The organism is Enterocloster sp. 210928-DFI.2.20 (genome assembly GCF_020554465.1).
Lineage (GTDB): Bacteria > Bacillota > Clostridia > Lachnospirales > Lachnospiraceae > Enterocloster > Enterocloster bolteae.
Genome location: NZ_JAJCHK010000012.1, coordinates 1 through 19,355 on the forward strand (window position 1 = coordinate 1; position 19,355 = coordinate 19,355).

16 protein-coding genes are annotated in these 19,355 nt (G+C 51.6%); 9 read left to right on the forward strand and 7 right to left on the reverse strand.

Going from position 1 to position 19,355, the window contains the following annotated elements:
• Window positions 1–529: 529 nt before the first annotated feature.
• The 4 genes from LI015_RS12440 to LI015_RS12455 all read right to left on the reverse strand — a co-directional run bounded on the left by LI015_RS12440 (window position 530) and on the right by LI015_RS12455 (window position 4,623).
• Window positions 530–1,774 (reverse strand): NAD(P)/FAD-dependent oxidoreductase, encoded by a 1,245-nt coding sequence (locus LI015_RS12440; RefSeq protein WP_227125222.1) that lies wholly within the window; start codon window positions 1,772–1,774, stop codon window positions 530–532.
• Entirely contained in the window at window positions 1,771–2,223 is a 453-nt protein-coding gene (locus tag LI015_RS12445) for a 4Fe-4S dicluster domain-containing protein (protein ID WP_002568222.1), read from the reverse strand. Before LI015_RS12445 ends, LI015_RS12440 begins: the two co-directional genes overlap by 4 nt.
• 10 nt (window positions 2,224–2,233) lie before the next feature.
• The gene (gene cooS / locus LI015_RS12450) at window positions 2,234–4,117 is read right to left on the reverse strand and encodes an anaerobic carbon-monoxide dehydrogenase catalytic subunit (protein ID WP_227125224.1); all 1,884 of its coding nucleotides are present in this window, start codon (window positions 4,115–4,117) and stop codon (window positions 2,234–2,236) included.
• A gap of 98 nt (window positions 4,118–4,215) precedes the next feature.
• Complete coding sequence (locus tag LI015_RS12455; RefSeq protein WP_002568220.1) at window positions 4,216–4,623, reverse strand: RrF2 family transcriptional regulator; 408 nt, start codon at window positions 4,621–4,623, stop codon at window positions 4,216–4,218.
• A gap of 216 nt (window positions 4,624–4,839) precedes the next feature.
• Between LI015_RS12455 and LI015_RS12460 the strand changes: the two genes are divergently transcribed.
• Window positions 4,840–6,219, forward strand: a complete 1,380-nt coding sequence (locus LI015_RS12460) for an MATE family efflux transporter (protein ID WP_002568219.1) — start codon at window positions 4,840–4,842, stop codon at window positions 6,217–6,219.
• On the opposite strand, the gene LI015_RS12465 is transcribed toward LI015_RS12460, so the two are convergent.
• Window positions 6,191–6,421: a permease of phosphate ABC transporter gene (locus LI015_RS12465; RefSeq protein ID WP_227125227.1), complete on the reverse strand. Its 231-nt coding sequence runs from the start codon at window positions 6,419–6,421 to the stop codon at window positions 6,191–6,193. The genes LI015_RS12460 and LI015_RS12465 overlap by 29 nt on opposite strands.
• A gap of 302 nt (window positions 6,422–6,723) precedes the next feature.
• Here LI015_RS12465 and LI015_RS12470 point away from each other — a divergent pair, with 302 nt between their 5' ends.
• A complete protein-coding gene (locus LI015_RS12470) occupies window positions 6,724–7,605 on the forward strand; it encodes a YitT family protein (RefSeq protein ID WP_002568217.1) in 882 nt (293 codons plus the stop codon).
• A gap of 50 nt (window positions 7,606–7,655) precedes the next feature.
• Here LI015_RS12470 and LI015_RS12475 read toward each other — a convergent pair whose 3' ends face one another.
• Window positions 7,656–8,204: a CDP-alcohol phosphatidyltransferase family protein gene (locus LI015_RS12475; RefSeq protein ID WP_002568216.1), complete on the reverse strand. Its 549-nt coding sequence runs from the start codon at window positions 8,202–8,204 to the stop codon at window positions 7,656–7,658.
• A gap of 134 nt (window positions 8,205–8,338) precedes the next feature.
• On the opposite strand from LI015_RS12475, the gene LI015_RS12480 reads away from it, so the two are divergent.
• A complete protein-coding gene (locus LI015_RS12480) occupies window positions 8,339–9,193 on the forward strand; it encodes a MurR/RpiR family transcriptional regulator (RefSeq protein WP_002568215.1) in 855 nt (284 codons plus the stop codon).
• A 109-nt stretch (window positions 9,194–9,302) separates the two neighbouring features.
• On the opposite strand, the gene LI015_RS12485 is transcribed toward LI015_RS12480, so the two are convergent.
• Window positions 9,303–11,576, reverse strand: coding sequence for an extracellular solute-binding protein (locus LI015_RS12485; protein ID WP_227125229.1), 2,274 nt, complete (start codon window positions 11,574–11,576; stop codon window positions 9,303–9,305).
• 331 nt (window positions 11,577–11,907) lie between these two features.
• On the opposite strand from LI015_RS12485, the gene LI015_RS12490 reads away from it, so the two are divergent.
• The 6 genes from LI015_RS12490 to LI015_RS12515 all read left to right on the forward strand — a co-directional run bounded on the left by LI015_RS12490 (window position 11,908) and on the right by LI015_RS12515 (window position 19,350).
• Window positions 11,908–13,305 carry an ABC transporter substrate-binding protein gene (locus LI015_RS12490; protein ID WP_002568213.1) on the forward strand — a complete coding sequence of 466 codons (1,398 nt, stop codon included), beginning with the start codon at window positions 11,908–11,910 and terminating at the stop codon, window positions 13,303–13,305.
• Window positions 13,306–13,366: 61 nt separating this feature from the next.
• Window positions 13,367–14,380, forward strand: a complete 1,014-nt coding sequence (locus LI015_RS12495) for a carbohydrate ABC transporter permease (RefSeq protein ID WP_002568212.1) — start codon at window positions 13,367–13,369, stop codon at window positions 14,378–14,380.
• Window positions 14,381–14,394: 14 nt separating this feature from the next.
• Window positions 14,395–15,210 (forward strand): carbohydrate ABC transporter permease, encoded by an 816-nt coding sequence (locus LI015_RS12500; RefSeq protein ID WP_002568211.1) that lies wholly within the window; start codon window positions 14,395–14,397, stop codon window positions 15,208–15,210.
• Between the two features lie 37 nt (window positions 15,211–15,247).
• Window positions 15,248–15,934, forward strand: a complete 687-nt coding sequence (locus LI015_RS12505; RefSeq protein WP_227125231.1) for an MBL fold metallo-hydrolase — start codon at window positions 15,248–15,250, stop codon at window positions 15,932–15,934.
• Window positions 15,935–16,215: 281 nt separating this feature from the next.
• Window positions 16,216–17,271: a hypothetical protein gene (locus LI015_RS12510; protein WP_227125233.1), complete on the forward strand. Its 1,056-nt coding sequence runs from the start codon at window positions 16,216–16,218 to the stop codon at window positions 17,269–17,271.
• Window positions 17,272–17,619: 348 nt separating this feature from the next.
• On the forward strand, window positions 17,620–19,350 hold the full coding sequence (locus tag LI015_RS12515; protein WP_002568202.1) for a DUF5722 domain-containing protein: 1,731 nt from the start codon (window positions 17,620–17,622) through the stop codon (window positions 19,348–19,350).
• Window positions 19,351–19,355: the final 5 nt, after the last annotated feature.

The window sequence follows — 19,355 nt, forward strand, 5'->3', positions numbered from 1 at the left end:
GTTCAATGCCAGAGTTTTGCTGGCATGATCACTCAAGATTCCGAGAGATCATTGGATTCCTTTACAGGTTTCTATGTAATCAGAGGGTCACAGTCCCTCTGGAGAAGGACTAACCGCCTACCGTTATGGTAGCACCCATGTTTCGATTATAACAGTTAAAAATTACCGGTGCAATATAAAGTTGGTAGAGAAGTATCTAGTATCTACAGAAGAGAATCGGTTTGAGTATTCTCCGGTGCCAAAACGGTGCCAAGAAATCAGGCAAATCAAAATAGGTGGTGCAATTCAGCTGTTTTTCACTGTATTTTGGAGAGAAAACCATAAAAAATATGAGATAAAACGGGATTAAAGTATCGTGAAGGCGGAAGAACCGTTGGTTCTGGTAGAGTTGTAAGCATCGTTGAATAATTTCGGCAAGCTTATACGCTAAAATCATAAAATAATATATCTGAATTGATATTGTGCCCAAACAGTAAAATTCCCCCGGAAGATGTATCTTCCGGGGGTTTTGTGATATCTGGAATGAAACTTAACCGCAGCACAGGTCCGTGTCCCATGTATAGGATCCCTTTGACGTGTCAAATCCATAGAAGTCGGCAAATGACAGCCTGAAGATGCTCCGGTCGGCAGACGGTAGTTTTATCTGGTTTTTTATCAGATACTGGTAAATACCGCTGCCTGATATATTTCCCACCATCAGTATGCTTTTCAGTATGCCGTCCTCCACCAGGGCCTTTCTGTAGTTTTGGCTGTCCTCCTCTGTTATGACCAGAGTGTGGCTGTCCAGGCGGTTGATGTCGCCAATGCAAAGGGCCGGCAGGCCGAAGAAGTTCATGGTGTTCTTCATGGCATATGTGTCCTCGTAGGGAGTGGGGATGCCGTACATGTTTTTGGCAGCCACGGCTCCCTGCTTCATGGCGTTGGGCCATATACCGGACAGGCCGCACACATCCCCGGCCCCGTAGACTCCGGGAACAGAGGTAGAGAGATACTGGTCCACTGTGACGGCCCTGCCCGTCTCCACGCTGCAATGCTCCAGGAAACGGATTTCCGGGCGTACGCCTGCCGCCGCAATGATGAAGTCACAGGCCAGTTCTTCGCCGTCCTCCAGAACCAGGGCGCTTACATTGCCCCGGGAATCCAGACGGGTCCGGCTTGCCCTGGCTGCCAGCCGGAAGCTGCATCCGTGGTGTTCAAAGAGTCTCTGGTACTCAGACGCAGCTTCGGCATCCAGCTGGAGGGGAAGGATCCGGCCGGCCATCTCCACGATTACCGGGGAGATTCCCCGCTCCATAAGGGCATAGGCTGCGTCCATACCCACCAGGCCGGAGCCGATTATCACTGCCCTGGCCCCTGGTTTTACGGCCTTGTCAATGGCCAGGGCATCGGACAGATCGCGGAAGCCGTACACATTTTCAGCCTCCTTAAGTCCGGGTACAGGGGGCAGAAGGTAATAGGCGCCGGTTGCCAGGAGAAGCCGGTCATAGGGGAGGAAGGTGCCGTCATCTAAGAGGATGCGCCTCTCAGCGCAGTCCAGCCGGACCATTGCCTTTCCTGGACACCAGGTTATGTTGTTCTGTTTAAAGAAACCGGGCGGAATAAAGCTGATTCCTTCTGCGTCCCGCTCACCGCCCAGGTATTTGTGAAGCATACAGCGGGAATGGACCTGGTCATCCTTCGATACCAGGACGATTTCACCGTCCCTGTCCAGCTGGCGCAGGGTCTTGGCTGCGCTGATGCCGGCCGGGCCGGCTCCTGCGATAACATATCTCATGACTCCACCTCCTCAATCCAGATTGCCTTTTTGGGGCATGCCTTTACACAGCTGGGTTCGCTGCCGCTGTCCTTGCAGAAATCACATTTGATGATGCGGCTGCGGGCTGTATTGTCGGGTTTAAGGACGCCAAAGGGGCAGTTCATTACACACATGAAACATCCGGCGCACTGTTTTTCATCGTATTCCACGATTCCTGTTTCCCGGTTCTTTGAAAGGGCGCCGCTCATGCAGGAATTCACACATTCCGGTTCATCACAGTGGCGGCAGAAAATGGGGCGGTAGGAACCGTCCGGCTGCCGGCGGATGAAGTTGCGGCTTTCGTTGGCAGGATCTGTCAGATCCAAATCATATATGCTGCCTTTATCTGCCCTGTGGGCATTCATGCAGGCAAGTGTGCAGTTCAGGCAGCCATCGCACCTGCCGGCGTCAATCCATATCCGTTTCATAGCCGCCCTCCTATATATTCAGTGCCTGTCGTTTGTCCATGATGATTTGTTCCAGTATGTCCGCGGATTCACCTGCATGGCTGTTTACAATGACCTGTCCGCCGGTAAGGGCCTTCATGTCCTCTGTGAGGATCTTTGTCACCAGTCTGCTGCCTGTGATAAAGGGGGGAAGTCCCAGGTGAAGGGGAAGACCCAGGGCCAGTCCGAAGGCGCCGTCTGCCAGCGCCTGTTCCTCCAGCCACTGGGCGGCCGAGAGCACCAGGGGAAGCTGGGGAATGTCCACGTTAAGGGCCTGGGCCAGTTCCGTGGCCACCATCTCCAGTCTCCCGATGGCCAGACAGGGGCCGAAATTAAGCACGGGAGGGATGCCCAGGGACTCACAGACTGCCCGAAGCTTTGGACCTGCCAGGCTGGCTGCCTCCGGGGTCATGAGGCCGCAGTTTTCCAGGCCGCCTGAGGAACATCCCGCGGTCAGGACCAGGATATCCCTGGCAATGAGTTCTTTGGTCAGCTCCACGGTCAGGACGTCATGGCCGCCTGCCGTCAGGTTGGAGCATCCCACCACACCGGCGATTCCCTTGATATCCCCGGAAGCAATGAGGTCGATGAGAGGCTTCCAGCTGCCCCCCAGGAACTTTTTCAGGGATACCTCGCTGACGCCTGTGATGGTGTTGGTATTGCCGTGTTCCGGAAGGAGGTTTAAGGGCACCCGGGCCCTGCGGTTTTTGTAGGATTCCAGTATCTCGTCCAGGATTTCCCGGCTGATGCGCGCCCTGTCCTCAAACACAAAGGGTTTCAGTGCTGCATTCTGCTTCTTTGCCACGTCATCCAGGCAGATCTGCCGGATGTTCAGACGGTCGCAGATGGGTTCAATGCCGGGAAGGGTACAGTTGAATTCACTGAGCACGGCGTCGATGGCACCGGTGGCCAGGACAGCCTCGCTGGTGTAGTTGTTGCCTGCGTGGCCGCTGAAGATGTCCTGGTAATGAACGCCCCGAAGCTGCAGGTCCTGGCCCACACAGGTGCATCCCACCAGCCGGAATCCCCTGGCCCCTGCTGCCTTTGCCAGCTCCTGGACCTCCGGCTTCTTAAGCTGTTCCTGGAGATGGACGAAGATGGAGTGCTGATGTCCGGTAATCATGATATTGATGTAGTCCGGGTCAATCACCCCAAGGCCAACCGGGGCAGGGGTGATTTCGGGCTCGCCCAGCATGACGTCATTCAGCAGGTTGGTCAGCATCAGACCGTATACGCCGGTGGAAATGCCCAGCTTGAGACAGTGAAGCAGCATGTCTGTGGGGTCCGAGTTCAGGTTGGTGGAACATTTCACCACGCCGGCGCAGACTTCGGATTTGGCGCCTCCGGGCAGGATTCCTAATTCGTTCCACTTGGCCAGACGGGGAGCGTATGACAGCTTCTGCTGGAGCTTCATGGGAGTGTAGTCGGGAAGGTACAAATCGTCCAGGACTGCCTGGGCCACGGCTGCGGCGCGGGTGTGTGGGTCGCCCTGGGGGATTGTGAATAGCTGGCAGAGATGTTCCAGGGCATTCATCCCTTTTAAGGCTCCGCCGGAAAGTGCGGTCTCCTTTAAATTAAGGGCAGTGGTCTCCACTACGTGGATATAGCAGCCTGATCCTGCTGCCACTGCGCGGAGAAAATTCCTGGCCACGATTACGTCGGCGGAAGCACCGCAGATTCCGTGAGGGGCCTCAGGCGTGATACGGCAGGGGCCGTTGGAACAGAGGCGGCAGCATACGCCCTGGAGACCGAAGCCGCATTTGACGGACTGTCCTTCCACACGGTGGTGGGATGTTTCCATGGGAAGACCTGCTATGTAACATTCCAGTGGTTTGTCTGCGCTTTTACAGGTTGTGCAGCTGTAACAATGATTCATGATGGATACCTCCTGTTGAAATATATGGTTTGCGTAGGTTTGAATATCATAAAGTGGATAAAAATTATCCACTTTTGGGGCGAATAAAAATAGATGTATCAGCCGGATTTGTTAAAGAGCCTGTCCAGAGAGGTGCGTTTCAATTCCTCCTCCAGCACACGCTGGACTCTTGCCAGTTCACAGTGAACTTTGCAGCCGTCAAAACTGGCGGCATAGCCGCACTGGTATTGACTGTCCAGGCAGGGATTAAGAAAAAATTCCTCGTCCGCCGCCTTAATGATATCCAGGAGGGTCAGATCCGCCAGGCTTCGGTTCAGAATACATCCGCCTCCGGCGCCCCTGCGTATGGATACCAGGCCGGAACGCTCCAGCTTTTTCAGTATCTTGTATGCAAACTGTTTCGGCACCAGTTCCCGCTGGCATATCTGTTCCAGGGGAAGCAGTTCCCCGTCCTTCAGGGCGCGGATAATGCGGATTGCATAATCGGATTCGCGTGTTATCATCATAGTGTTATCACCTTATTGTTAAAATTGTAACAATTCTTATATACTATTATAGCAAAGTAGATAAAAATTATCAAGTATAAATGTGGTATTTATACAGAATGTTGACAGCCAGGGGGCTATGTGGTATGCTGATTCCGGCTTTTTGTGCGAAAACAGTATGTTTTTGGGGATAAAGCTGATTTGACAGAGTAAAATTGGGGATAGACAGGGGGTATTATGAGCAGACCGCACAGTTTGACAGAGGGAAACATTCTCACATCTCTTATGGGTTTTGCGCTGCCTGTGCTGGCGGCTTTGTTTTTGCAGACCATGTATGGGGCTGTTGACATGATGATTGTGGGGCAGTTCAGCCATGCGGCGGAGGTGTCCGCGGTGTCCACGGGCAGCTGGATCATGCAGACCATAACCACGGCCATCGTAGGACTGGCTATGGGAACCACCATTCTTTTGGGCAGGAAGATTGGGGAGGGGCAGCCTGAGGAGGCTGGCCGGGTTATGGGCGCCAGCATATGGATATTTGCTGTCATCGGTCTGGCGGTGACTGCGGTCATGCAGTTTCTGGCAGTTCCCTGCACCGCATGGATGCGGGCGCCGAAAGAGGCATTTGACAGTACCGCGGTGTATGTGAAAATCTGTTCCGCGGGCTCGCTGTTTATCGTGGCCTACAATCTGCTGGGAAGCATATTCAGGGGACTGGGAAATTCCAGGCTTCCCCTCATATCCGTGTCCATTGCCTGCCTGGTGAATATCGCAGGGGACCTGTTGTTGGTTGGGGTATTCCACATGGCTTCTGCGGGAGCAGCCATAGCCACGGTGTTTGCCCAGGCGGTCAGCGTGGTGCTGTCAATCCTGATTATCAGAAAACAGAAGCTCCCCTTTGCTTTTCGCAAGGAGAGCGTTCGTTATGACAGGCAGCTGGCCGGCCGGGTGGTGAAGCTGGGATTCCCCATTGCTTTTCAGGATGTGCTGGTGTCCATATCCTTCCTGGTTATATCAGCCATTGTCAATACCCTGGGAGTCATTCCTTCGGCCGGTGTAGGCGTGGCTGAAAAACTCTGTGGTTTTGTGCTGCTGGTGCCATCTGCCTACGGGCAGGCCATGTCGGCCTTTGTGGCCCAGAATATCGGCGCCAGGAGACCGGAACGGGCCAAACGGGCCCTTGCATATGGTATACTCACTTCTCTGGGAGTGGGCGTGTTCCTGGCGTATTTTTCATTTTTCCACGGAGATCTGCTGGCTGGTGTGTTCTCCAGGGACCGGGAGGTGGTGCTGGCGGCGGCAGATTATCTGCGGGCCTATGCCATTGACTGTCTGCTGGTATCCTTCATGTTCTGCATGACAGGTTTCTTTAACGGATGCGGAAGGACCGCCTTTGTCATGTTTCAGGGAATCGCGGGAGCCTTCGGTGTCCGCATACCGGTGTCCTATCTCATGAGCCGTCTGGTTCCGGTGTCCTTATTTAAAATCGGTCTGGCCACGCCGGCCTCCACATTGCTGCAAATCCTGCTCTGCGGCATTTATCTGAAGGTGCTGAACCGGGACCCTCTGCTGCATGGAACGGGGGAGCCTACCAGTCGCCCTCATCAGACCATATAATCTGGATGAATTTGGCCATAAGAGGGATATAGCTTATGACAAAGGACAGAAAGGCGGCTCTGAGGACCGTCTTTTTCTTTTCCTCCGGCACTGCCATGCCGACGCAGATGCCCAGGGACAGGAGACAGAATTTTAACAGTCCGATGGTCTTCCAGTCGGACTCCCAGATGTACTGGTTGGCGCAGCGAATCAGTTTTTTCATAGGTATACCTCCTTCTATTGAGCGCTTCTTACATGGCTTCTTATACTTACAGTTTAGCACATGGGATGGACGGATGGAAGGGGCTCTTGACAGGTTTGGGGAAACATGCTACCATAAAATGCAGGATTCATTATACGAAACAGAGAGCGCGCAGAACATGATGGTACTGAAAGCATACAGAAGAAGGCCCCGGCGGAACCGGGTGTTTATATATAGAAGATTTGAGACATCAGGACGGCAGAGAAATCTGCCGTCTTTTAATTTGGGAATTCATTCCGGTGCAGTGAGAAAGGACTAAAATCATGGAAAAGAAAAAAACGACGGCTAAGATTGTATTCAGTCTGGGAGAAATTTTGGTGGGAAATATGATGTATGCGGCAGCAGTGGTGCTGTTCATTGTGCCGAACGGACTCATTACAGGAGGAACCACGGGACTGGCCCTGTTTGTGAACCATAGCCTTGGCATCCCCATCAGCCTTTTTGTCAGCGTGTTTAACGTGGCCATGTTTCTGCTGGGGGCATGGGTGCTGGGTAAACAGTTTGCCCTGACAACCGTACTCAGCACCATTATCTACCCGGTTTTGCTGGGGGTGATGGAGGGAAGCGGATTTGGCGGCTTTGTGCTGGAAGAGAAGCTGGTGGCAGTGCTCTATGCGGGGCTGCTCATAGGCGGGGGGATCGGTATAGTGATGCGGGCAGGAGCCTCCACAGGGGGCATGGACATTCCTGCCCTGGTGCTTAAGAAAAAGCTGGATGTGAATGTGTCCATGACTCTGTATATCATGGACTGTGTGGTTCTGGGGCTTCAGCTGATTGAGGCTGATTCCCATGCCATTCTCTACGGTATCATACTGATTATCGTGTATACCATGGTGCTTAACCAGGTCCTTATGTCGGGAAATGCCAGAATACAGGTGAAGATTGTCAGCAGAAGGTATGAGGAGATCAACCGCCTCATAGCGGAGCGCATTGACTGCGGTACCTCCCTGCTGCATATGGAGACCGGTTATCTCCACAGGGAGCAGGAAATGATTCTGGCGGTGATTTCCAGGCGGGATCTGCCCAGGCTGAACAACCTGGTCATGGATGAAGACCCGGAGGCCTTTATGATTATCAACCAGATTAATGAGGTGAGAGGCAGGGGCTTTACCCTTAAGAGAGTATATAAGGAAGCGCGGCAGTAAAGTGCAGACAGGCCCCGCTGCATGCGGGCCCCAGCCCTATGTTATACCGCTTACATGCTGCGAAATACCGGTATGTAGAGAAGCAGGGTGATGAACATGGCTGCCGCGCACAGCAAAATCAGTACATTGACCGTGACAAGTGACATGTGGGGGAAGAGCAGCAGTAGGAAAAGCACCACGAACAGAAGCGCGGTACAGCATTTGCCGAACCACTTGGCGCCGTTTAACTTCTTGCCTTCCCGGAGCTTGATGGCGCCCATGATTAGCATGAAGCCTTCTTTCAGCACAAACAGGACCAGAAGGAGCAGAATCAGGGGATAACGGCTCCACAGACAGAGCAGGATGGCGCCGTGGGTCAGCTTATCTGCTAGGGGGTCCAGGAATTTGCCGAACTCCGTAATCATATTGAATTTTCTGGCGATCATTCCGTCGAACATGTCTGTGATGGAGGATATGCCCATGACAATGGCAGCCCTGTAATAGTCTGCATCTGTGGATGCCTTCAGGTACAGCCACACAAACACAGGAATCATAATTAAACGGAAATACCCCATCAGGTTGGGGATGGACAAAAGCTCCTTTTTTGAGATATGCCTCATAATACAGCCCCCCTCTTTGAAAATGGCAATTATTTAATTTAATTCTACTACATTTCTTGCTAAAAGAAATATTTTTTTTTATAATAAGAGTAAATTAAATTTTCACAGGGCGGGCAGCAGAAGGAGGAAGGAAAATGGCAGAGGATTTTTTGTTGAAAATAAGAGGCGGGTATAACCAGTTTACAAAGGCGGAGAAAAAGGTGGCTGATTATATCCTGAGCAGCCCCAAGAAGGTTCTGTTCATGTCCATCACTGAGCTGGCCGAGGCCTGCGGGGTGGGGGATACCAGCGTGTTCCGCTTCTGCAAGACCATGAACTGTAAAGGCTACCAGGAATTCAAGATGCTTTTATCCCTGAGCCTTCATGAGGGAAAGCAGGGATTCGGACAGATGGAGAGCGATATCAGCCTGGAGGACTCTTTTTCCCAGGTGGCGGAGAAGGTTCTCAATTCCAATGTAAAGGCCCTTAAGGAGACTCATTCCCTGTTAAAGGAGGACGTGTTCCGGCGGGTCGTTGAGTGCTTCCATAAGGCCGGACGCATCTGCTTTTACGGAGTGGGTACCAGCATGACAACAGCCATGAAGGCAGCTGATAAATTTCTTAAGATTGAGCCAAAGGTCTACTGTTCTCCTGATTCCCATATGCAGGCCATGATGGCCTCCACCATGTCCAGGGGCGAAGTGGCTGTTATCTTTTCCTATTCCGGGGCAACCAAGGACACCATCCATGTGGCCCAGCTGGCCAGGCAGGCAGGCGCGGCCATTGTCTGTGTGACCCGGTTCATCAAGTCGCCTCTTACGGCCTACGCAGACCTGACCCTCTTGTGCGGGGCCAATGAAAGCCCGCTGCAGGCAGGCTCTTCCTCAGCGGAAATCAGCCAGCTTTTCCTGATTGACATGCTGTACACGGAATATTACAGGACATATTATGACAAGTGCAGTGTAAATAATGAAAAAACTTCCGCGTCTGTCATGGCAAAGCTGTGCTGAGAGGGGGAACGGACGAAACCGGCTAAAACGCGTTTTAACATAGAAGTTCCAGGCTGCCTCCTGTAATCAGGGGACCTGCCTGGAACTTTTGTCTTAATGCCCGCTTTTATTATGGACCGGTATGGAGGAATTGCTCGTCATAGCGCTTTTGTGCATAGTTCAGGGCATCCTCCGGCGTCATGACCTGGCTGTAGGCATTTTTCACTGCCATGCCTATGATGCTGAGGAAGCTGCGCTCGTCAAAGGGCTGGGTGGAGAATTCGGGGGTACGGCGCCCATGGGCCAGGCCGAATCCGTCCTTGGCCAGGTTCAGCCAGGGGAAGGTGTTGAGTATCTCGTAATTGTCATAGGACTTACGGCAGGGGGATACGCTGCCCAGCAGCGTGGCCGCGGAGGCCACGGGTTCGCTGCACATCCATTTGATGAAGGAAAGGGCGTCCTCCGGCCGTTTGGTATACTTGGCCACTCCCAGGGAACCGCCTCCGATAACTGGATTGCGGCCGGGCGTCAGGGCATATCCGATATTTCCCGCTACCCGGGAGGAATGGCTCAGAAGGTCTGAGGCATAGTTGCTGTAGAGGATGGCCATGGCCACATTGCCCCCTGCAAAGGTAGTGGCTGTGTTGGTCCACCAGGAACAGTACTTGGGGTCAGAGTATTCCTTCAGGGCGATGAGCTCCCTGAGGGAACCAATGGCCGCCGGGGAATTCAGGGTGACCTGGCAGTCCTCGTTATAAAGATTCTCCTGGTGGCTGAACAGTCGGGCCAGGTATTCGGAACCGGCCACGCCGGTGGATCCAAGTGTCATGGTGGCCCCGTATTCCACGGGAGAGGATGGGGTGCATGCCTTGGTGAAGAACCTGGCAATCTGGTTGAACTCTTTAAAATCCTGAGGCGGCCGGAGCTCCTGGCGGTATGTTTCGTGATACATCCTGCGGTAGATGGGGCTTTCAAACAGGTCCTTGCGGTAGTACAGCAGCTGTACGCTGGGGGTGGAGGGCAGGGCATATACCCTGCCCCTCACTATGGAATACTGGTTGATGGTCCCGTCCAGGAAGGTGTCCAGACAGCTGGAGATGCCGGGGTCAATCTGGTCCAGGGGCTGCAGAATCTTGTCCGCGAACCAGGACAGCCATGTCACGTCCAGGCGCAGCACATCAAAGACAGAATCATGATGCATATGGTTGAAGGCCTCATATATTTCCTCGTAGGAATAGATGGTGATGTTCACAGGGACACCGGTTTTTTTCGTGTAGATGCGGGACAGGTTGCGCATGGTGTAGGCGCTGGGGCTGTCCAGGGTCAGCACATTTAAGGGCTTTTTGGAGGATGGGATGAGGATATCCGCAAACCAGTCCCTGAAGCCGGAATTCTCCAGCAGCAGGCAGGGATGTCCGCTGCCCTGTCCGCTGTCCTGTCCGGTGCGCAGGTTTGGTTCCTCTGATTCTTCCGGACCGCTCTTTTCCCCCTTTTTTTCTTTTGATATATCCTGAATCAGGCACTCCGCCGCAACCTTTCCCAGCTGCCGGTAGTTAAGTTCATATTTCTGGAAATCATTTTCTGGCATGGTGAACATGGGGGATACCGTATAAATTTCTGGGCTGTCCCCAGAATAGAAGGTGTTCCATATATCCTTGACGCTCTCCGCAAAGCCGTAATTGGAAATGAAGATGGCCTGGGGGGCGGCAGCGCCGAACATCTGCATGATATTCTGCAGCTTGCGGTAGGGGTCTGTCTGGATGTGGTTTATCCGGCAGCCCGATGAACCAGCGATGCTCATAAATCCGTTGAAAAAGTCGGATTCATTGGGCAGCTGGAGACTTCCGGTGAGAAGGCACAGGCTGGAGAAGCCGCGCTCCAGCGCCCTTAAAGCCAGCTCGCTTCCTGCCCGGTGATAGTCAAAGCCTGCATAGGGGGCTGCAAAGGGAGGGCGGCGTTCCGCAAATACCACATGGTCCGCCAGCATACCCTGCTCGTCCAGATAGGGATTGGCGTCGGCAAAGGAACAGCAGGAGACTGCTGCCATGCCCTGGGCCATGGAAGAACGGACATCCTGGATGGCTGCATATTCCGCCTCCCGGTTGTCATCGCTGGTCAGATACTGGGACACGCTGTAGCCGTGATTTTCCGCATATGCCTTAAAGCTCAGATAGAAGTCTATATATTGTTTGGAACGGATGTTGGGGAGAATGACCGCAAGGGTATTGGACCTGCCCTTCCTCAGCAGCTTGGCCCGCTCATTGGGCACGTAGCCAAGGGCAGAGGCGGCGTCCATGACCTGCCGTATTTTTTCACTGCTCACATTTCCCTTGCCGTTGAGAACGTTGGAAACGGTGCCCTGGGCCACTCCGGCCGCTTTAGCAATGTCTTTGATAGTAGTCATCTGCCGGTTCTCCTTTCAAATGGTGCACCTTAAATGATGCATTCCAGGTTATATATTTGGTTCAATTCTACCATATGGCGGGCATTTTGTAAAACTGTTGCGGTTACGATTCAATAAAAACGGGAATCTGTAGATGAGACAGCTTGATAAAAATACGTTAAAATGTAAAAAATATGCAAAAAGTAGAAAAAATTCATGTAAAACCCGGTTAAAATATAGGATAAATGTGCAAAATGCCTTAAAATAATATTGACACGTTTCAAATACAATGCTATGATGAAATTACAGAACAGATGACAAATTCCCAATAGTTTAAGAGGAGGTATGTATTGTGAAAAAAACAAAAAAGATTGCAGCAGCTGTCCTGGCCATGACTATGGCAGCAGGCCTTGCCGTCACCGGATGTTCCGGAAAGGGAGGAAGTACGGACACAGACCCGGCGGCCGCAGAGCAGTCTAAGGAAACAGCTGGAAGCGCCGGCGAGTCCAAGGATGACGCAGCTAAGGCTGACGACGGCGCACTTCACCTTACATTTTATTACCCGGTTAATGTAGGCGGTTCCGCAGCGCAGCTGATTGAAAAAATATGTGCGGATTTTAATGCAGAGAACCCTGATATTTTCGTGGAGCCTGTCTATACAGGCAATTATGACGATACCGTGACAAAGATTCAGACAGCCATGCAGGGCGGAACGCCTCCGGATGTGTTTGTAAGTCTTGCAACCCAGCGTTTCACCATGGCATCCACAGGCATGGCCATGCCTCTTGACGAACTGATTGAGGCTGACGGGGATGAGGGAAAAGCTTATATTGATGATTTCCTTCCGGGCTTCATGGAAGATTCCTATGTGGACGGAAAAATTTACTCCATACCATTCCAGAGAAGCACCATGGTGCTGTATTATAACAAGGATGCCTTCAAGGAAGTGGGCCTGGATCCGGAAGCGCCTCCTACCACCTGGGAGGAACTGGCTGAATACGGCCAGAAGCTGACAAATGACGGCCGCTATGGCGTGGGAATCGCGCTGAATTCCGGTTCCGCACAGTGGGCATTTACGGGCTTCTGCTTACAGAACAGCACCGACGGACAGAACCTGATGAGCGAAGACGGCAAGAGCGTATATTTCAATACACCGGAGAATGTGGAGGCGCTTCAGTTCTGGCTGGATCTCCAGAATGAGTATAAATGCATGGCAGAGGGAATCGTACAGTGGACCGACCTGCCCACACAGTTCCTTGCAGGTGAAGTGGCCATGATTTACCACACCACCGGCAACATGGCCAATATCCACGACAACGCGGACTTTGATTTCGGAACAGCCTTCCTTCCTGCCCATAAGAGAGTGGGCGCGCCAACAGGAGGCGGCAACTTCTATATCTCCAGCAATATTTCCGAGGACAGGGTGCAGGCTGCATGGAAGTTCATCAAGTTTGCCACCTCTACGGACAGAGCGGCACAGTGGAGCCTGGATACAGGTTATGTGGCTACAAGACAGTCATGCTTTGACACGGATCTGATTAAGGATTATTACGCAGAGGTTCCCCAGGCATCTGTTGCTTACGAGCAGCTGCCGTACGCAAAGCCTGAGCTTACTACATACAATGCGGCAGAAATCTGGAGAGTGTTAAATGACAATATCCAGGCAGCCGTGGTTGGCGATATGTCTGCCCAGGAAGCGCTGGACGCTGCCCAGGAGCAGGCAGAGGAAGTTTTGTCAGAGTACCAATAGAACGGATGAAACGTAAATGTAATACCTGTTAGGAAACAATAAGGCGCTGTGGCCCGGTACCATGCGCGGCAAAGGCAAGACCTTTGCTGCGCAGCCGGGCATATACAGCGCCTTAAGAGACCGGGGCGTGTCACAGGCCGCGGCACGGCAGGCGGAATATGAAAAGGCTGGTGAGAGGATGAAAACCAAGACAAAGAAGCAGCGTGAAATCAGGAATAATGCGACAGCCTGGGCCCTGATGGCCCCGGCGCTTATATTTATGCTGGCATTTACAGTGTTCCCTATATTCAGGAGCCTGTATCTAAGCCTTTCAAAGTACAAGCTTGGTATGGACGGCGCCGAGTTCATCGGCCTTGAGAATTATGTGAAGCTGGCCGGTTCCAAGCTGTTCTGGAAGGTAATGAAAAATACCATTGTATTCGCCCTTATGACGGTGATTCCCAGTATGGCGGTGGGCCTAGGCCTGGCGGTTCTGGTAAACCGCAAGGGCAAGCGGGTGGGATTCATCCGCACGGCCTATTTCTACCCGGTGGTTATGCCCATGATTGCCATTGCCAGCGTGTGGATGTTCATTTATATGGCAAAGAACGGTCTTTTTGACCAGCTGTTAATCGCCATCGGCTTAAAGCCCATGAATGTGCTGTCCAGCAAGAGTACGGTGCTTCCGGCCATGGCGGTGATGTATGTCTGGAAGGAGGCGGGATACCTGATGGTGTTCTTCCTGTCCGGCATCCAGAGTATATCCGATGAGGTGATGGAGGCTGCCAGGATTGACGGGGCAGGCAACTGGACCGTGTTCAGGCGCATCACCATGCCCCTGCTGGCGCCCACCTTTTTGTTTGTGTCCACGATTGCCTTTACCAACTGCTTTAAGCTGGTGGACCATGTGGTCATCATGACAGAGGGAGCGCCCAACAATGCAAGTACCCTGCTTCTGTACTATATTTACCAGCAGGGCTTTACAAACTTCAACTACGGCGTATCATCGGCCCTGACCGTAATCATGCTGGGACTTCTGCTTGTGGTGTCCCTGCCCAGATTCATCAGCCAGGATAAGAAGATACATTACAATTAAAGGAGGGAGCCGGTATGAAACAAGTTAAAAGTACTGCAATTTCTGTTTTCGCCCTGGCCCTGGCGCTTATGTGGCTGGCTCCTCTGGTCTGGCTGGTGGGAACCGCCTTCAGCGAGCCTACCTTTCATATGACCTTTCTTCCCAACAGCCGTTTTACTTTTGGGAATCTGTCTTATGTGTGGAATGCCATTCCCTTTGCCCGGTATTACCTGAATACGCTGATACTGGTGGTGGTGACCTTCTGCGTACAGTTTGTCACATCCACTCTGGCTGCCTATGCGCTGGCTGTCATGGATTTTAAGGGACAGACCCTGGTGTTTGCCGTTATTTTCATGCAGATCATCATTCCAAATGACGTTCTCATCACACCTAACTTTATGACACTGGCTGACCTGGGACTGACCGATACAAAGGTGGGCATCATGCTGCCGTTCTTTGGAAGCGCCCTGGCTATTTTCCTGCTGAGGCAGCATTTTAAATCCATTCCAAAGGCCCTGGCTGAGGCGGCCAGAATTGACGGCGCCAACACCTGGCAGACCATCTGGAGGGTGTACATGCCCTGCGCAAAGCCTGCCTATATGTCCTTTGCGGTTATTTCCGTCAGCTATCACTGGAATAACTACCTGTGGCCTCTGATTGTGACGAACTCGCCGTCCAACCGCACACTGACCGTAGGCCTGGCTATCTTTGCAAAGTCCAAAGAGGCCAACATGCAGTGGGCCAATGTCTGCGCGGCCACCTTTATCATTATCCTGCCGCTGCTCATCGCGTTCTTCTTCCTGCAGAAGCAGTTTATGAACAGCTTTGTCAGCGCCGGAATCAAAGAGTGATTAGGGATATGAAACCAGTTATGAGAGGAGAAGTGTTATGAAACTGCATTTTTTCGGATGCGGCAGCGCCTTTAATCCTGCAATGGGAAATACATCTGCCTGGTTTGAGATGGACGGATGCCTGTTCCTGGTGGACTGCGGCGAGACAGTATATGAGCTTCTGATGAAGCGCAGCAATCTCAGGGAATACAGGCAGATATATGTGCTGCTGACCCATCTTCACGCAGACCATGTGGGAAGCCTTGGGTCCCTGATTTCTTACAATTACTGTATCCTGGGAAGGAAAATCTGCGTTATCCATCCCAGGGCCACCGTGGTGGAGCTTCTGCGGCTTATGGGCATCAAGGATGAATTTTACAATTATTACCAGGAACTTCCGGAGGACGCGGGCTGTCTTAGGGCTGAACCGGTGCCGGTGGAGCATGCGGACAATATGGACTGCTTCGGGTACATTCTGGAGACAGAGGGGATGAGGATTTATTACAGCGGTGATTCCGCACGGATGCCGGAGCGGATTGCCGGCATGCTTAAGGACGGGAAGCTGGACGCCGTTTACCACGATACGTCCCTCCACAATCCGCCAAGCCCCAGCCACTGCTACGTAGGTGTACTGGAGGAGACGGTGCCGGAGCAGCTGAGGCACAAAGTATACTGTATGCACCTGGACGGGGAGTGCAGGGACATGCTGGAGTCCAGGGGATTCCGGGTGGCGGAGGTTGGCTGATGGGATATGGCCGGCGCAACGGGATAGCCGGATGATGTATGACTGATGTTGAATAAATGAGATGTTGCTGAGTGTGAGAATGCCCCGGCAGAGGATGGATGATTCCTTTGCCGGGGATTTTTTGTTTAAGGAATCCCTGGGGGCGGGGAGGTTTGGCGTTTGGTGAACCATTGATGGCAAAAAATGAACAAACCATGCTGTTTGTGTTTGCCAGTGACAAAATATACTTATACTAGGTTCAGAAAAGCTTTTCTCAATAAAATATAAGGAGATAAAAAATAATGAGTGAGAAATACGGCAGTCATAAAGAATGGACCTTTGGTATGGAATGCGAGCTGCCTTATAAGGTGTGTTTTGCCTTGGACAAATCACCTGACAGCATGACCTTCTTGGAGGTAAAACGTGGAGGAGATACGGTAATACGTTTGTTTTCTGACATGGGAGGAAAAACCAGAACAATTGAGATGATTACAGAGCCTCTTAAAATAGGACAGGTAATAGAGCGCAATCAGAATCTCAGAATCATGGCATTTTTGGAGGATTTTCTGGAACGGTATTCCAGCGAGCTGGGAGCAGTACCGGGGATGGTCACTAATGCAATAGTAAATGAAGCATTTTCGGCTTATACAGATTTGGAGGGGAATGCCGATTTAAAAGAATTTAAAGTAAAACTTTTGTGCAACGCATTTATAGTCAAGGATGTCATGGGAAATAATCAGATATCTTTTGGCATGGGATTTGATGAGGTCCGGGCCTTTTTTGAAGAGTATGGAAAGGGGCTGTGGTGGACATATGATACCTCGTATATCCCTTCTGAAGGTACGGCGAATGAACGGGATAAGGAGATATACAATTACATCTTATGTGCAGTTTCACACCTGGCTGATTTGTTTCTGGCTGACAGTAAGGTTAACATTGCAGACCCGGCAGCAAAGAACAGCTGGGAACTGATGCCAAGAATGGCTCCGGCAGAGCTTTTGGCCTATGTCTCCAACCGTCGGGTTATGACAAAGGATCTGGAATCTGCAGTCAGGGGGTTGCCGGGAATGACAGAAAAAATATTCCAGAAAACGTATACATATCTTGTGCTTTCCGGAAAAACTGTGGGCGGCCATGTGGGAAGTATACGAAGGACGATTGAAAAAGAAAGAATTCCTATGGTATTTGAAGCCAGGAAACCCGGCAGTGAATTTGATTCATATTTTGATTATAAACGTTACAGGGGCAGATTAGTGCTTGACGGTAACAGGGATTTCAGCCATATGTTTAATATGAATCCGGCCGGTGGGCAAGAGGTATCTGACAGTACAGACGAGTCAGACGGTGAATCATGGTAAAATGAGGCCCAGTGTCTTCGGGCTGTCCAAACATCTAAGAACATTGAGCGAACTGTCGTCCGTGTGCGACAGGCTCTATGAATTAGCGGAAGGGAAGGTTTCCTGTAAGTAGCACATACAGGCAGCCTTCCCTGTTTTTCTGCATTTTTTCGTTTCCTGATACTCTTACGGCAATCTATCTGACTCAGATATAGTGATGCTGCAGGCGTTTTGGAACACAGCGGGAAGGTATGATTCCTGTTCATATAATTAAGAGACATGTAATAAAAAGTTCATTGAAAAAGTAAACTTATTTATGTATGATGTATCATGTATCCTATTTTGGAGAAAGTTGGGAGGAATTCATAAATGAAGAAACCATTCGTTAAAGGAGGTAAGGCCCTGACCCTGGCGGCGGCCCTGCTGTGCGGTGCGGCGTTCCTGGGAAGTTTTACGGCCTTTGGGGCCGCAGCTCAGGCGGAGAGCCAGGCAGGCGCCCAGGCAGAAGCCCAGGTATTCACGCCGGGAGTGGCAGGCCAGATTACCTCCTGTAAGATTTCAGGAGATAAACAGAACGTTGAGATTGGATTTTCCAGCAGCGGGGATGTGACGGGAACAGACGGAAACATCTACGTCTTTGAGATGCAGCCTTACGAGGAAGAGCTGGGAAGCCGCAGCAATTTTATTGCTTCCTCACCTGCCTTAAGTGCTGCCTCGGTAAGCGTGCCCCTGAACCTGGGCACACCGCAGGATAAGCTTTACAGCCGGTTTGTCCTGGCTGTATTTGACGGAACTAAGTTCATCAAGGTCAGCCAGCCCCACTACATAACCAATCCGGAGCTGATTGCTAAGAACCAGACGCCTTTTAATGACCCTCTGACTAAGAAGGGTCTTGTGATTGAGATTGACATGCTCAGCGACGCCTTTGACCTGGGCGTGAAGCATGTGACCACCAATATCGCATTTTCCCAGATTATGGGAACCGGAATTGATTACCAGTATGACGGAAAGACGTACCATTTTAACAAAGGCGTGGTGGACGCTTATGACAAGACCATCAGCGCGCTGTCCAACAAGGGGATGACGGTTACGGTTATCCTGCTTAATGACTGGAATCCCAATACACCGGATTTGGTGTATCCGGGCACACAGAAGAATTCCAATGCATTTTATTACATGTTCAACGCGGAGACTGAGGCCGGATTTGACCAGACTAAGGCAATCGCGTCCTTCCTGGCCCAGCATTACAGCGGCGACAATCCTAATTACGGCAAGGTGTCAAACTGGATTATCGGCAACGAGATTAACAACCAGCAGTGGAATTACATGGGGCCCATGGACCTGACGAATTATGTGAAGGCATACCAGAAGGCATTCCGGGTCATCTACACAGCCATCAAGAGCACCAATGCCAACGACCGGGTATATTTTTCACTGGACTATAACTGGATGAACGAGATTGACGGCAAGCTTAAGTACGGAGGCAAGGAGATTGTGGACAGCTTTAACTCCATAGCCAACACCCAGGGACAGATGGACTGGGGTCTGGCCTACCATCCATATCCATGCCCCATGACAGAGCCGGAATTCTGGGATGATCCGCAGTCCACAGGGCTGTTCACAAATGACTTTAACTCACCGGTCATCAATTTTGCCAATCTGAACGTGCTGACAGATTACTTTGTACAGGATACCCTGAGGGCGCCCGCAGGCAATGTGCGCCACATCATCCTTACGGAGCAGGGCTTCACATCCTACAGCCCTACCAGGGGAAACATTCCGGAGATTCAGGCGGCGGCCTATGCTTACTCCTATTACCTGGTGGACAGCAACCCATATATTGACGCCTACACGGTCAGCCGTCAGGTAGACGCGCCCTCCGAGGCAAAGGACGGATTAAAATTCGGTTTGTGGGAGTGCGACATGAACCAGCCCAATCTGATTGTGGCTACCAAGCGCAAGAAGATATGGCAGGTATTCCGGGATATCGACAAGAAGAACGCCACCCTGGAGGCCACTGAATTTGCAAAGCCAATCATCGGCATCAGCAAGTGGTCGGATGTGGTTCCCAACTTTAAGTGGAAGAACCTGGAGAAATAACAGTT

Excerpts from the sequence above, each read along its gene's own strand:
- LI015_RS12505 (WP_227125231.1), top strand. The coding sequence starts at position 15,248 with ATGAAACTGCATTTTTTCGGATGCGGCAGCGCCTTTAATCCTGCAATG.
- LI015_RS12495 (WP_002568212.1), top strand. The coding sequence starts at position 13,367 with ATGCGCGGCAAAGGCAAGACCTTTGCTGCGCAGCCGGGCATATACAGC.
- LI015_RS12470 (WP_002568217.1), top strand. The coding sequence starts at position 6,724 with ATGGAAAAGAAAAAAACGACGGCTAAGATTGTATTCAGTCTGGGAGAA.
- LI015_RS12500 (WP_002568211.1), top strand. The coding sequence starts at position 14,395 with ATGAAACAAGTTAAAAGTACTGCAATTTCTGTTTTCGCCCTGGCCCTG.
- LI015_RS12480 (WP_002568215.1), top strand. The coding sequence starts at position 8,339 with ATGGCAGAGGATTTTTTGTTGAAAATAAGAGGCGGGTATAACCAGTTT.
- LI015_RS12510 (WP_227125233.1), top strand. The coding sequence starts at position 16,216 with ATGAGTGAGAAATACGGCAGTCATAAAGAATGGACCTTTGGTATGGAA.
- LI015_RS12440 (WP_227125222.1), bottom strand. The coding sequence starts at position 1,774 with ATGAGATATGTTATCGCAGGAGCCGGCCCGGCCGGCATCAGCGCAGCC.
- LI015_RS12465 (WP_227125227.1), bottom strand. The coding sequence starts at position 6,421 with ATGAAAAAACTGATTCGCTGCGCCAACCAGTACATCTGGGAGTCCGAC.
- LI015_RS12485 (WP_227125229.1), bottom strand. The coding sequence starts at position 11,576 with ATGACTACTATCAAAGACATTGCTAAAGCGGCCGGAGTGGCCCAGGGC.
- cooS (WP_227125224.1), bottom strand. The coding sequence starts at position 4,117 with ATGAATCATTGTTACAGCTGCACAACCTGTAAAAGCGCAGACAAACCA.
- LI015_RS12475 (WP_002568216.1), bottom strand. The coding sequence starts at position 8,204 with ATGAGGCATATCTCAAAAAAGGAGCTTTTGTCCATCCCCAACCTGATG.
- LI015_RS12515 (WP_002568202.1), top strand. The coding sequence starts at position 17,620 with ATGAAGAAACCATTCGTTAAAGGAGGTAAGGCCCTGACCCTGGCGGCG.
- LI015_RS12455 (WP_002568220.1), bottom strand. The coding sequence starts at position 4,623 with ATGATGATAACACGCGAATCCGATTATGCAATCCGCATTATCCGCGCC.
- LI015_RS12445 (WP_002568222.1), bottom strand. The coding sequence starts at position 2,223 with ATGAAACGGATATGGATTGACGCCGGCAGGTGCGATGGCTGCCTGAAC.
- LI015_RS12460 (WP_002568219.1), top strand. The coding sequence starts at position 4,840 with ATGAGCAGACCGCACAGTTTGACAGAGGGAAACATTCTCACATCTCTT.